This is a genomic window from Amycolatopsis sp. NBC_00355, assembly GCF_036104975.1.
In the GTDB taxonomy this organism is placed as follows: domain Bacteria; phylum Actinomycetota; class Actinomycetes; order Mycobacteriales; family Pseudonocardiaceae; genus Amycolatopsis.
On the sequence record NZ_CP107982.1, the window covers coordinates 9447352 to 9459127 of the forward strand.

Here is an 11776-nt window from a genome sequence, read left to right on the forward strand (position 1 = left end):
AACGGATGTACATTCCGTAGAGAACTTACATGCTGCGCGTCATGTTTTCCAGCACTCGTCCCGCAGGAGGGTCCCCCGTGCCGCTGAAACTCCCGAAGAGCTCCTGGAGCACGACCGAGCTCGAAGACCTCCGCGAGCTCTCGCGGTCGTTCATGCAGAAGGAGCTGGTCCCGCACCAGGAGCGCTGGGCGGCGGAGAAGAAGGTCGACCGCGAGCTGTGGAACAAGGCCGGCGAGGTCGGCCTGCTCTGCCTGTCCATCCCCGAGGAGTACGGCGGCGGTGGCGGCACGTTCGCGCACGAGGCCGTGCTCTACGAGGAGCAGGCCCGCTCCGGTGACAGCGCGTGGGGTGTGACCGTCCACAACGGAATCGTCGCGCACTACCTGAGCGCATACGCCGCCGAAGAGAAGAAGCGCGAGTGGCTGCCGAAGATGGCCAGCGGCGAGATGGTCGGCGCGATCGCGATGACCGAACCGGGCACCGGCTCGGACCTGCAGGGCATCAAGACCCGCGCGGTGCGCGACGGCGACCACTACGTCATCAACGGCGCGAAGACCTTCATCACCAACGGTTTCCACGCCGATCTCGTCGTCGTCGCGGTGAAGACCGACCCGGACGCCGGCGCCCAGGGCGTCTCGCTGATCGCCGTCGAGACCGACACACCGGGCTTCCGCCGCGGCCGCGTGCTCGACAAGGTCGGGCTCAAAGGCCAGGACACCGCCGAGCTGTTCTTCGACGACGTCCGCGTGCCCGCGGCCAACCTGCTCGGCGACGCCGAAGGCCAGGGCTTCATCCAGCTGATGCTGCAGCTGCCGCAGGAACGGCTGATCATCGCCGTCACCGCGGTGGCCGGGCTGGAGGCGGCGGTCGACCTCACCCTCGAGTACACGAAGGAGCGCACGGCGTTCGGCCGGCCGATCTTCTCCTTCCAGAACACCAAGTTCAAGCTCGCCGAGGCCGCCACCGAAGCCGCCGTCGCGCGGGCGTTCCTGGACCAGTGCATCGAACGGCACCTCAAGGGCGAGCTCGACGTCCAGGGCGCGGCGATGGCGAAGCTGTGGACCACCGAGCGCGTCAACAAGGTGATCGACGACTGCGTACAGCTCTTCGGCGGCTACGGCTACATGTCCGAGTACCCGATCGCGCGTGCCTGGGCCGACGTCCGGATCTCCCGGATCTTCGGTGGTACCAGCGAGATCATGAAGGAAATCATCTCCCGGTCGCTCTGAAAGGAACCACGCTATGAAGGCAGGTCCGCTCAGCGGCCTGAAGGTGGTCGAACTGGCCGGGCTCGCGCCCGGGCCGTTCGCCACGATGATCCTCGCCGACCTCGGCGCCGACGTCGTCCGCGTGGACCGCGCGACGCCGGGGGAGGACGTGCTCGGCCTGCCGGTCGACCCGCTGGCCCGCGGCCGCCGGACCGTCGGCATCAACACCAAGACGCCCGAGGGCGTCGAGCTGGTGCTGAAGCTGTGCGACACGGCCGACGTCCTCATCGAGGGCTTCCGCCCCGGGGTCGCCGAGCGGGTCGGGCTGGGCCCGGACGTCGTGCACGCCCGCAACCCGCGGCTGGTCTACGGCCGGATGACCGGCTGGGGCCAGGACGGCCCGCTCGCCACGGCGGCCGGGCACGACATCAACTACATCGGTATCGCCGGCGCGCTCGAACCGATCGGGCGGGCGGGGGAGCGGCCGGTGCCGCCGCTCAACCTCGTCGGCGACTTCGGCGGCGGCGGGCTGCTGCTGGCGATGGGCGTCCTCGCCGCGCTCTACGAGCGGAACACGTCCGGCAAGGGCCAGGTCGTCGACGCGTCCATGGTCGACGGCGCCGCGCTGCTCACCACCAGCCTGCACGGCATGGCGGCGGCCGGGCTCTGGGGCGGCGGCCGCGGGGACAACATGCTCGACGGCGGCGCCCCGTTCTACGACACCTACGAGACCGCGGACGGCAAGTACGTCGCCGTCGGCGCGATCGAGATGCGGTTCTGGGGCGACCTCGTCAAGGTCCTCGACCTCGACCCGGCCGAGCTGCCGCTGCACGTGGACAAGACGCAGTGGCCGAAGCTGCGCGAGATCGTCGCGGAGGCGATCGCCAAGCACACGCGTGACGACCTGGTCGCCCGCGCCGAAGGCACCGACGCCTGCCTGACGCCGGTGCTGTCGCCGCAGGAAGCGGCGGGCCACCCGCACAACGCGGCCCGCGGCACCTTCGTCGAGATCGGCGGCCTGGTCCAGCCGGCCCCGGCGCCACGCTTCGACCGGACCCCGCCGGAAACGCCGGAAGCCCCGCGCACCAAGGGATCCGACACGGAAGCGGTGCTGGCGGAGCTGGGCGTCACGGAGCTGGGAGCACTGCGGGAGGCCGGCGCGATCGTCTAGCCCAGCACGAGATCGGAGCGCACGACCGAGTAGACGATGTTGTCGCGCCACCGGCCGTCTCGGAAGCCGTAGCCGCGAAGGACTCCTTCGCGCGTGAAGCCGGCCTTCTCGAGCGCCCGCTGTTCGGCGCGGTTGTCGACCTCGGTCGTCGCTTCGACGCGGTTGAGCTGCGTGTGCGCGAAGAGGTATTCGACGAGCAGGCGCTGGGCGTCCGTGCCGTGGCCGTGGCCGCGCGCCTCGGGGGCCAGCACCAGCCCGATGTTCCAGCAGTACGACGTCGGCCCGGTGCGGCTGCGGTGCCACGAGACGAGGCCCAGCAGCCGCCCGCCGAGCGTCGGCACGAGCATCCCGCTGTCGGCGGTCAGCATCCCGGTCTCGCGCCAGCGGCGGCGCAGGAAACCCGGGTCGTGCCAGCCGAACCACTGGTGCGCGCCCGCCGCGACGGGGTCGTTGGTCAGCTGCTCCAGCAGGTCGAGATCGGACTCCGCGACCGGCCGGAGCACGACTCTGCTGACGTCCTCGTCCATCAGCCGACCCTATCGGCCACTCGCCCGGATTCGCCGCGACAGCCCGGGATCCACCCGGTGGAGGCACGCCCGGTGACAGAGCGGGTATCAGCTCAGCCGAAGCTGCCGTGGCGGCCCGCGCCGCCGCTGAACTTGGCCGCGCCGTCGACCGCTTCGGCCGCGAGGACACCCGTGCCCATCGCCGCGCCGAACTCCGCGGCCAGCGCGTCCGCCTCGCTCAGGCCCCACTGCCCGAGCGCCGCCGCGCGGTCGCCGCGCAGGCAGGTCTGGGGGAACTCCGCGAGCTGCCGGGCCAGCTCCTGCGCCGCCGACACCGCTTCACCCGCCGGGACCAGGCGGTTCGCCAGCCCGATGGCCAGCGCCTCGGTGGCGTCGACCGGCCGTCCGGTCAGGATCAGGTCCATCGCCCGGGACTGGCCGATCAGCCGCGGCAGCCGGACGGTGCCGCCGTCGATCAGCGGGACGCCCCAGCGGCGGCAGAAGACGCCGAACACCGCGGTGGCGTCCGCGACCCGCAGGTCACACCACAGCGCCAGCTCGAGGCCGCCCGCGACGGCGGCCCCGTGGACGGCCGCGATCACCGGCTTGCCGAGCGTCATCCGGGTCGGGCCCATCGGGCCGTCCCCGTCCGGGTGCGTGCGGTTCATCCGGTCGGTGCCGATGGCCTTGAGGTCGGCGCCGGCGCAGAACGCGCCGCCCGCGCCGGTCAGCACCGCGACCGCGGCCTCGGGGTCGGCGTCGAACGCGCGGAAGGCGTCGGCCAGCTCGGCCGCCGTGGGGCCGTCGACGGCGTTGCGGGCGGCGGGCCGGTCGAGGGTGATCGTCGTCACGGCGCCGTCCCGCTCGACCAGCACGTTGCGCGTCATCGGGGCTCCCTGGGGGTGATCGTGGTGTCTTCTGGGCAAGCCTCTCCTAGAGTAGGGAGCCTGCCACTCCCGGACGGGGCGGCGAGCCGGGAGGAAGCAGATGTCGAGCGGCGTGAAGAAGATCCTCATCGTGGGTGTGGTCGCGCTCGTGCTGTTCTTCCTCATCACCCAGCCCACCCAGTCCGCCGATTTCGTCCACCGCGTCCTCGGGTGGCTGAAGGACGGCGCCGAGGCGATCGTCACCTTTTTCCGGACGCTTTTTTCCTGATCCTGCGCCGGTCTCGTGAATCGGCGCCGCATTCGGGCGGTCTCGGTGGTCACCGCACGTGTTATCGGACGGTAAATCACTCAGCGTCACGAATCCCAGATTTCGGGCTCTACGCTCGACCATCCGGGTGGATTGCGACTGAAAACGCGCAGGTCGGCGAATTCGTGCCTGCCGGGGTCTGGCGAAGGAGACCACCCCGGCCCTACGGTGCTCACATTGCGTGATCAGGTGGTACTCCGAACCCCTCGGGAACCCCGGTACGCAGGCAGTTTCCACTCAGCAAGGTGCACTTGGGTGCGTGCGGCACAGCCGCGTGGGACAGGTGTCAGGACCTGTCCGTCGGGGACCTATGAGGAGGCAGGGATGACCGGAGATCCCGGAGTGGACGCGTTGATCCGGCAGTGGGCCGCCGAGCGCGAGCAGACCCCCGAGGAGCAGGAGGTCGACCGCATCGCATCCGCGTGGCTGGCCGACGCCCCTGCACCCGCCCCGGGCATCCCCGGCCAGCGCGCCCGGTCGGGTTCCGCCCGCTGGGCCCAGGTCGAAGCGGCCGACCCCGGTTACCTCGACGCGATGCGCCGCAGGCTGCCGGAAGTGCCCGAAGAGCTTCTCACGGCCGCCGCGGGCTGGTGGCAGATGGTCGGCGGCGTCGCCGAGGCCGAGGAGTGGTGGGACGCCGGCATCAGCCCGCTCGACCAGCGGGCCCTCGACTACCGCGCGGCGGGACTCTCGCCGTCGGACCTCAGCCGTCGTCTCGGCCCGATGACGGTCCTGCAGCACCTGCGCCGCGGCAGCGCCCCGGCCTGGTGCGTGGCGCGCCTAGCGCGTCAGCAGAAGTCCGCCTGACGCGACGGTCTTCACTCGGCCGGGTGAACCGGTGTGGTGAGACGATCTCGACGGCCCGCGTAACGCTAACCTGCGCGGGCTCGTTGACTCATCGTCGACAACCACGCTGGAGGACCGGAGTTTCGTGCGCACGAGTACCGGAAGGACCGAGGACGACCCGATCGACTCCGTCGACGAGCCCGCCTCCGCCGCCCCGGCACCGCGCTCCGCGGGCGTCGCCGTCCTCACCCGGCTGATCGTGGTCCTCGTCGTGCTGGCCGTCGCCGGTGGCGGCGTCTGGCTCGTCACGCGCGCTTCGACGCCCGAGGCGAGCCCGACCACCACCGAGATCCCCGCCCTGCAGGTCAAGGCGGCCGACGTCCGCCCGGGGTCGGTCGCCCCGGCCGGCGGCGCCGTCGCGGGCGGCGCCGACCAGCAGACGGCTCCCCAGCAGGCCCAGTCCCGCAGCACGACCGGCCCGGCGACGCTCTCGCAGTGGGCGAGCCAGGTCGCCGGGGCCAGCGGCGTCCCGGCGCGGGCCTTGGCGGCCTACGGCAACGCCGAGCTGGCGATGCGCGCGAGCCAGCCGAACTGCAAGATCTCGTGGGCGACGCTCGCCGGCATCGGCCGCATCGAGTCGAACCACGGCCAGTACTCCGGCGCCGTCCTCGGCGCGGACGGGCGGCCGTCCAAGCCGATCATCGGCGTCCCGCTCGACGGTTCGTCGGGCGTCCAGGCCATCGGCGACACCGACGGCGGCCGCTACGACGGCGACGCGGGCGTCGACCGCGCGGTCGGGCCGATGCAGTTCATCCCGGGCACGTGGCGCAAGTGGGCGTCCGACGGCAACGGCGACGGCCTCGGCGACCCGCAGCAGATCGACGACGCCGCGTTGGCCGCCGCCCGTTACCTGTGCGCGGGCGGACGCGACATGCAGAGCCCGTCGGGCTGGTGGGCGGGCATCCTGTCCTACAACAACTCGACCGAGTACGCGCAGAAGGTCTTCGGCCTGGCCGACGGGTACGCCAAGGCCGCCCAGTCGGTGCGCAAGCAAGGCTGACGACGCGGACGTTCCACAGGCGAGGCCGAATGTGGACAACTCGTGCCGGATCGCCCGCGAATCCGGGGATCGCCGGCAGCGGCCGGTAAACTGGACTGGGGACGCCCCCCGAGGAGAGGGCGGGGGCCGGGGTTCGGCCGGCTGGTCAACCGGCGGTAAAGGGTCCGCGACCTGCGTGAGAGCCTGGCCACGCCGGGTGCGGTCGGGCGCCGGCCGATCGCGGGCCAGTGCTAGCTTGGGCTTCGTGCCAGCATCCCCTCCGCCGGCGGGGTCCCTCTGGGGCCGCCGGCTCGCGATCGTCGCGACGTGCCTGGTGAGCCTGCTGATCTGCTGCGGACTCGCCTGGTGGCAGTGGGACCGGTTCACCTCGGCGAACGGCACCTTCCAGAACCTCGGTTACGTCCTGCAGTGGCCGTTGTTCGGGCTGTTCCCGGCGTTCATGTTCTGGCGGATCCGGCAGCTGCGGCAGAAGGCCGCGGCCGAACCGGCCCCCGAACCGGCCCCGGTCGCCGAAGTGCCCGCCCCTCGTCCCCGTCCCGGCGTGCAGACGTCGTACGACACGGACGAGGACGAGGAGCTGGCCGCGTACAACCGTTACCTGCGCGAGCTGAACGCCCGCGACCAGCAGGCCGCAGAGTGAGGCCGCAAAGTGAGGACGTCCCGATGACCACCCGCACCGACGGCGCCGCGCAGACCGCGGTCCCGCTCACCGGCCCCCTGGTCCGGTTCCGCACCGCCGCCTACGTCACCGGCGTCGGCCTGCTCGGCCTGTGCTTCGTGATGGTGCTGCGCTACGGCTTCGACAACCCGACGCCGTCCGCGGTGTACTCGCCGATCCACGGCGTGCTCTACATGATCTACCTGGTGCTGACCATCGACCTGGCCATCAAGGCCCGCTGGTCGATCAAGGGCACCGTGCTGGTGCTGCTGGCCGGCTGCGTCCCGTTCGTCTCGTTCCTCGTCGAGCGCAAGGTGACGCACAAGGTCAAGGCCGGGCAGAAGCTGTAACCCGCCGGAACGTCAGCGCCACCAGGAACGTCCCGGCCGCGAGCGCCGCGGCCGTGGCGAACGCCGCGGTCATGCCGTCGACCGTGAGCTGCGCCCCGGTCGTGCCCGCCGCGGCCGCCGTGCGGGTGGCCGAGCCGAACACCGTGATCAGGATGCCGAGCCCGAGCGTGCTGCCGACCTGCTGCATGGTCTGCAGCACGCCGCCCGCGGCCCCGGCGTCCTCGGCGGGCACGGTGGCCATCACGATCACGTTGAGCGGCGCGAACCCCAGCCCGCCGCCGAGTCCCATCAGCAGCAGCGGCCCGAGCAGGGCCGGGAAGTACGCGCTGCCGGTGGTGAGCAGCGCGAGCCAGCCGGCCCCGGCGACCATCAGCAGCGACCCGGTGACGGCGAGGGGCTTCGGGCCGTAGCGGGGGAGCAGCCGCGGCACCAGCCGGCTCATCGTGAAGATCAGGGCCGCCATCGGCAGGAACGCGAACCCGGTGGCCAGCGCGGCGAAGTGCCGGATGTCCTGCATGAACTGGGTGAGGAAGAAGAACATCGACATCATCGCCATCGGCCCGAGGAAGAAGTTGACGTAGGCCGCGCTGCGGTTGCGGTCGGCGAACAGCCGGAGCGGGACGAGCGGCAGCGCCGTACGGGCTTCGATGGTGACGAACCCGGCCAGCAGGACCAGGCCGGCGGCGAGCGAGCCGAGCGTCACCGGGTTGCCCCAGCCGTCGGACGCGGCGTGGGTGAAGGCGAACACGAGCGCGCCGACGCCGAGGGTGCCGGTGATCGCGCCGGGCAGGTCGAGGCGCGCGGGACGGCGCGCCGGTTCGGGCACGAACCGCGGCGCGAGCAGCACGATCGCCAGGCCGAACGGCACGTTGATGAACAGCGCCGCGCGCCACGAGATCCACTCGGTGAGCAGGCCGCCGACGATCAGGCCGAGGGCGAACCCGCCGCTGGACATCGCGGAGAACAGCGCCAGGGCCCGGACGCGGGCTTGGGTCTCGGTGAACGTCGTCGTGACCAGTGCCAGGGTGCTCGGGCCCGCCATCGCGGCGCCGACGCCCTGCAGGACGCGGGCCGCGATGAGCAGTTCGGCCGAGCCGGCCAGGCCGCCGGCGAGCGAGGCGAGGGTGAACACGGCGGTGCCGGCGACGAACATCCGGCGCCGGCCGAACAGGTCGCCGGCGCGGCCGCCGAGCAGGAGCAGGCCACCGAAGACCAGGCTGTAGGCGGTCATCACCCAGGACAGGCCGGTGGCGGAGAACCCCAGGTCGGACTGGATGCGCGGGAGCGCGACGTTCATCACCGTCGCGTCGAGGACGAGCATGAGCTGGCAGGTCAGGATGATCGCGAGGACCAGCCCGCCGCGGCGGGCCGGTGCGGGCGCGGTCGTCCGCGGGACCGTTTGCTGGGACAAGAGATACTCCCCCTAGGAGCACACCAGAAGCGGAGACTTTCTCCGCTTGTCTGACGCGATAATATGGAGAGCGTCTCCGGATGCGCAAGCGAATTCGGAGAATCTCTCCGGTTAAGGGCGAGGAGGCCGGGATGCCGAGGGACGACGCGGAGCGCCCGATGCGCGCGGACGCGCGGCGTAACTACGAGCGCATCGTGGCGACGGCCAAGGACCTGTTCGCCGAGCACGGCGCCGACGTCCCGCTGGACGACATCGCGAAGACGGCCGGTGTCGGCGCGGGCACGTTGTACCGGCACTTCCCGACGAGGGAGAAGCTGATCGAGACCGTCTACCGCGACGAGATCGGCCTGCTGGCCGACCGGGCGCTCGTCCTGCACGACGAGCTGCCGCCGTGGGAGGCCCTCGAAGCCTGGCTGGGGGAGCAGGTCACCTGGGTCGTCGAGCGGCACAAGCTGGCCGCGATCCTCAAGGAGTCGATCGACTCCGGGTCCGAGACGTTCCAGTACTGCCAGAAACGGCTGCGCGGGGCGACCGGGGTGCTCGTCGACGCGGCGCAGGCCGCCGGTCTCGTGCGCGCGGACGTCACCGGCGCCGACGTCCTGCGGCTGGGCCACGGCGCCGGTATGGCCGTGCGCAACTGCAGCCCGGCCGAGGGAAAGCTGGTGCTGAGCGTGATCCTGGACGGCCTGCGCGCGTGACGCAGGCCGTCCGGAGCCTTCTTCGGGGGGGCTAGCTGCCGATGCCGGTCAGGGACCGGACTTCCATCTCGGCGTGCTTCTCGACGTCCGCCTTCGGCTTGCCGATGAGCGTGCCGACGATGCCGCAGAGGAACGAGAACGGGATCGAGATCAGGCCCGGGTTCTTCAGCGGGAACCAGGCGAAGTCGACGCCCTTGATGATCGAGTCGGGGGCACCCGACACGACCGGGGAGAAGACCACCAGGAGCAGGCACGCGATCAGGCCGCCGTAGATGCCCCACAGCGTGCCGGTCGTGTTGAACCGCTTCCAGAACAACGAGAACAGCAACGTCGACAGGTTCGCCGACGCCGCGACCGCGAAGGCCAGGGCGACCAGGAACGCGATGTTCTGCCCGTTGGCGAGCACCCCGCCGACGATGGCCAGCGCGCCGACCACGATCGCGGTCAGCCGGGCCACCCGGACCTCGTCGGCCGGTTCGGCCTTGCCGCGCTTGAAGATGTTGGCGTAGACGTCGTGGGCGAACGAGGCCGACGCGGTGATCGTCAGCCCGGCGACCACGGCCAGGATCGTCGCGAACGCGACCGCGGCGATGATGCCGAGCAGCAGCGTCCCGCCGACGTGCAGGGCCAGCAGCGGCGCCGCCGAGTTCTCGCCGCCGGGGGCGCCCTTGATCTCGTCCGCGCCGACCAGCGCGGCCGCGCCGAAGCCGATCACCAGCGTGCACAGGTAGAACACGAACATGCAGGCTGTCGCCCAGACGACGCTTCGCCGCGCTTCGCGGGAGTTCGGCACCGTGTAGAAGCGCATCAGCACGTGCGGCAGGGCCGCCGCGCCGAGCACCAGGGCCAGCGCCAGCGACACGAAGTCGAGCTTGGTGGTGCCGTTCTTGCCGTACGAGCCGCCCGGCTCGAGCAGCTTGTCGCCGAGCGGGCTGTTCTCGGCCGCCGAGGACAGCAGGTTCGAGAACCCGAAGCCGAACTTGCCGAACAGGAACACGGTCAGCAGCACGCCGCACACCAGCAGGATGGTCGCCTTGATGATCTGCACCCATGTGGTGCCCTTCATCCCGCCGACCAGCACGTACAACACCATGATCAGGCCGACGACGCCGATCACCAGCGCCTGGCCGAGCTTGGAGTGCACGTTCAGCAGCAGCGCCACCAGGCCGCCGGCGCCCGCCATCTGCGCGAGCATGTAGAAGAACGAGATGACCAGGGTCGACGTCGCCGCCGCGGCGCGGACCGGGCGCTGCTTCATCCGGAAGCTCAGGACGTCGCCCATCGTGAACCGGCCGGTGTTGCGCAGCAGTTCCGCGATCAGCAGCAGGTCCACCAGCCACGCGACGAGGAAGCCGATCGAGTAGAGGAAGCCGTCGTAGCCGTGGATCGCGATGGCGCCCGCGATGCCGAGGAACGACGCCGCCGACAGGAAGTCGCCGGAGAGTGCGATGCCGTTCTGGCGGCCGGTGAACGCGCTACCCGCGGCGTAGTAGTCCGACGTCGAGGAGTTCCGGGAGCTGGCCCGGTAGACGACGTACAGCGTGATCGCCACGAACAGCGCGAACACGGCGGTGTTGACGATCGGGTCGCTGGCGGGCACACCCGCGGCGAGCACGGCCGGTGTCGTCGGTGTCATCGGGGCCGTCATCGGGGGGTCCCTTCGGTCAGGCCCTCGCGGGCCCTCAGCTCGGCCACCCGCGGGTCGAGCTGGGTGCGCGCGTAGCGCAGGTAGAGCCACGTGACCAGCGCCGTGCTGGCGAACTGGCCGATGCCGAGCAGGATGCCGACGTTGACCTGGCCGAACACCTTGGTGCTCATGAAGTCGTGCGCGTAGGCGGCGAGGAGCACGTAGGTCATGTACCAGGCGAAGAAGGCCAGGCTCATCGGGAAGACGAACCCGCGGAACCGGCGGCGCAGAGCGGTGAACTCGCGGCCGGCCTGGATCCCGGCGTAGTCGGGACCCGAGCGGGGGCGGGGCTTGCGGTGCTGGCCTTGGTGGCCGTGCCGGCCATCGGACGGGTGATCCCCGGCGAACAGGGCCGGCATCTGGCCGGTCTCCTCCAGGGCGTTGCCCGTCGCGGGGCGCGCGACGTCGTACATGGATTGCCTCCGGCAGATTGCCTCCGTGGCGGCGGGGCTACGAGCGCCTGCTGGCCGGGCGCCGGGCCGCCCTTGCGGACTGCGAGGCGCACATCGTAACTACGCCGCCCGGCCACCCGGAAAGGCGGCCGGTTCGTTTGCGGTCCCCGCGGCGCGGAATTCGTTTTCTTGTCGAAAATGTCGAAACCCGGACTTCAGCGAGTTCGCGGACGGGTTACCCACAATGAGGAAAGAATTGTGACACCGCGCTGTCGTACTTCTCGGTAGCTGTGGCAAACGGGCTAACCGTCCTGGACAGTCGTCCAGATGTGTCACCAGGAGTAGCCACGGTGGTCCGGGGTCGCCTCGGAGAGGGTCACCCTGGTGCGGGCGTGGCGGGGGAGATCCACTGGTCAGTGGGGCTCCCGAATGGAATCACCAGGTCGGGCGACGGTCGGCGAGAATGCCACAACATCGGGCACACATTGAGACTTGACCCACCCGATGGGGGTACGGAGTGTAGATCGTCCGAGGGATCTTACTCCGCCGAGTGGGCTAATCGGGTGACCGCCGGACGCTCACTATCGCCGCGTCCGGTAACCGGAATTCCCTCTTCCGCCCCGGCCGTGCAGAATGAGTCCGCCCACTACCGGGC

The 11776-nt window shown here is 70.9% G+C and carries 13 protein-coding genes; 8 read left to right on the forward strand and 5 right to left on the reverse strand.

All coding sequences use genetic code 11. The features are described 5' to 3' along the window. Positions 1–77: 77 nt before the first annotated feature. The gene (locus tag OHS18_RS43965) at positions 78–1229 is read left to right on the forward strand and encodes an acyl-CoA dehydrogenase family protein (protein WP_328614790.1); all 1152 of its coding nucleotides are present in this window, start codon (positions 78–80) and stop codon (positions 1227–1229) included. 13 nt (positions 1230–1242) lie between these two features. Beyond that, positions 1243–2379 carry a CaiB/BaiF CoA transferase family protein gene (locus OHS18_RS43970; RefSeq protein ID WP_328442593.1) on the forward strand — a complete coding sequence of 379 codons (1137 nt, stop codon included), beginning with the start codon at positions 1243–1245 and terminating at the stop codon, positions 2377–2379. On the opposite strand, the gene OHS18_RS43975 is transcribed toward OHS18_RS43970, so the two are convergent. Together OHS18_RS43975 and OHS18_RS43980 are read right to left on the reverse strand one after the other, a co-directional pair. After that, entirely contained in the window at positions 2376–2906 is a 531-nt protein-coding gene (locus OHS18_RS43975; RefSeq protein ID WP_328614791.1) for a GNAT family N-acetyltransferase, read from the reverse strand. The genes OHS18_RS43970 and OHS18_RS43975 overlap by 4 nt on opposite strands. A 92-nt stretch (positions 2907–2998) precedes the next feature. Then, entirely contained in the window at positions 2999–3772 is a 774-nt protein-coding gene (locus OHS18_RS43980) for a crotonase/enoyl-CoA hydratase family protein (RefSeq protein ID WP_328614792.1), read from the reverse strand. Between the two features lie 112 nt (positions 3773–3884). On the opposite strand from OHS18_RS43980, the gene OHS18_RS43985 reads away from it, so the two are divergent. The 5 genes from OHS18_RS43985 to OHS18_RS44005 all read left to right on the forward strand — a co-directional run bounded on the left by OHS18_RS43985 (position 3885) and on the right by OHS18_RS44005 (position 6933). After that, a complete protein-coding gene (locus OHS18_RS43985; protein ID WP_162146248.1) occupies positions 3885–4040 on the forward strand; it encodes a hypothetical protein in 156 nt (51 codons plus the stop codon). A gap of 363 nt (positions 4041–4403) precedes the next feature. Beyond that, positions 4404–4886, forward strand: a complete 483-nt coding sequence (locus tag OHS18_RS43990; protein WP_328442587.1) for a helix-turn-helix transcriptional regulator — start codon at positions 4404–4406, stop codon at positions 4884–4886. A gap of 124 nt (positions 4887–5010) precedes the next feature. Then, positions 5011–5925 (forward strand): lytic transglycosylase domain-containing protein, encoded by a 915-nt coding sequence (locus OHS18_RS43995; protein WP_328614793.1) that lies wholly within the window; start codon positions 5011–5013, stop codon positions 5923–5925. A gap of 244 nt (positions 5926–6169) precedes the next feature. Next, a complete protein-coding gene (locus OHS18_RS44000) occupies positions 6170–6565 on the forward strand; it encodes a hypothetical protein (RefSeq protein WP_442874259.1) in 396 nt (131 codons plus the stop codon). Positions 6566–6588: 23 nt separating this feature from the next. After that, positions 6589–6933 (forward strand): DUF3817 domain-containing protein, encoded by a 345-nt coding sequence (locus tag OHS18_RS44005; protein WP_247063289.1) that lies wholly within the window; start codon positions 6589–6591, stop codon positions 6931–6933. On the opposite strand, the gene OHS18_RS44010 is transcribed toward OHS18_RS44005, so the two are convergent. Beyond that, positions 6911–8344 carry an MFS transporter gene (locus OHS18_RS44010; protein WP_328442583.1) on the reverse strand — a complete coding sequence of 478 codons (1434 nt, stop codon included), beginning with the start codon at positions 8342–8344 and terminating at the stop codon, positions 6911–6913. The genes OHS18_RS44005 and OHS18_RS44010 overlap by 23 nt on opposite strands. Before the next feature lie 131 nt (positions 8345–8475). Here OHS18_RS44010 and OHS18_RS44015 point away from each other — a divergent pair, with 131 nt between their 5' ends. After that, complete coding sequence (locus OHS18_RS44015; protein WP_328614794.1) at positions 8476–9042, forward strand: TetR/AcrR family transcriptional regulator; 567 nt, start codon at positions 8476–8478, stop codon at positions 9040–9042. Between the two features lie 31 nt (positions 9043–9073). Here OHS18_RS44015 and OHS18_RS44020 read toward each other — a convergent pair whose 3' ends face one another. Both OHS18_RS44020 and OHS18_RS44025 read right to left on the reverse strand, forming a co-directional pair. Next, positions 9074–10690, reverse strand: a complete 1617-nt coding sequence (locus OHS18_RS44020) for a solute symporter family protein (protein WP_442875315.1) — start codon at positions 10688–10690, stop codon at positions 9074–9076. Continuing rightward, positions 10687–11142 (reverse strand): DUF485 domain-containing protein, encoded by a 456-nt coding sequence (locus tag OHS18_RS44025; RefSeq protein WP_328442578.1) that lies wholly within the window; start codon positions 11140–11142, stop codon positions 10687–10689. The genes OHS18_RS44020 and OHS18_RS44025 overlap by 4 nt, the downstream gene beginning before the upstream one ends. Between the last annotated feature and the right edge of the window lie 634 nt (positions 11143–11776).

Excerpts from the sequence above, each read along its gene's own strand:
- OHS18_RS44020 (WP_442875315.1), bottom strand. The coding sequence starts at position 10,690 with ATGACGGCCCCGATGACACCGACGACACCGGCCGTGCTCGCCGCGGGT.
- OHS18_RS43980 (WP_328614792.1), bottom strand. The coding sequence starts at position 3,772 with ATGACGCGCAACGTGCTGGTCGAGCGGGACGGCGCCGTGACGACGATC.
- OHS18_RS44015 (WP_328614794.1), top strand. The coding sequence starts at position 8,476 with ATGCCGAGGGACGACGCGGAGCGCCCGATGCGCGCGGACGCGCGGCGT.
- OHS18_RS44005 (WP_247063289.1), top strand. The coding sequence starts at position 6,589 with ATGACCACCCGCACCGACGGCGCCGCGCAGACCGCGGTCCCGCTCACC.
- OHS18_RS43990 (WP_328442587.1), top strand. The coding sequence starts at position 4,404 with ATGACCGGAGATCCCGGAGTGGACGCGTTGATCCGGCAGTGGGCCGCC.
- OHS18_RS44025 (WP_328442578.1), bottom strand. The coding sequence starts at position 11,142 with ATGTACGACGTCGCGCGCCCCGCGACGGGCAACGCCCTGGAGGAGACC.
- OHS18_RS43975 (WP_328614791.1), bottom strand. The coding sequence starts at position 2,906 with ATGGACGAGGACGTCAGCAGAGTCGTGCTCCGGCCGGTCGCGGAGTCC.
- OHS18_RS43970 (WP_328442593.1), top strand. The coding sequence starts at position 1,243 with ATGAAGGCAGGTCCGCTCAGCGGCCTGAAGGTGGTCGAACTGGCCGGG.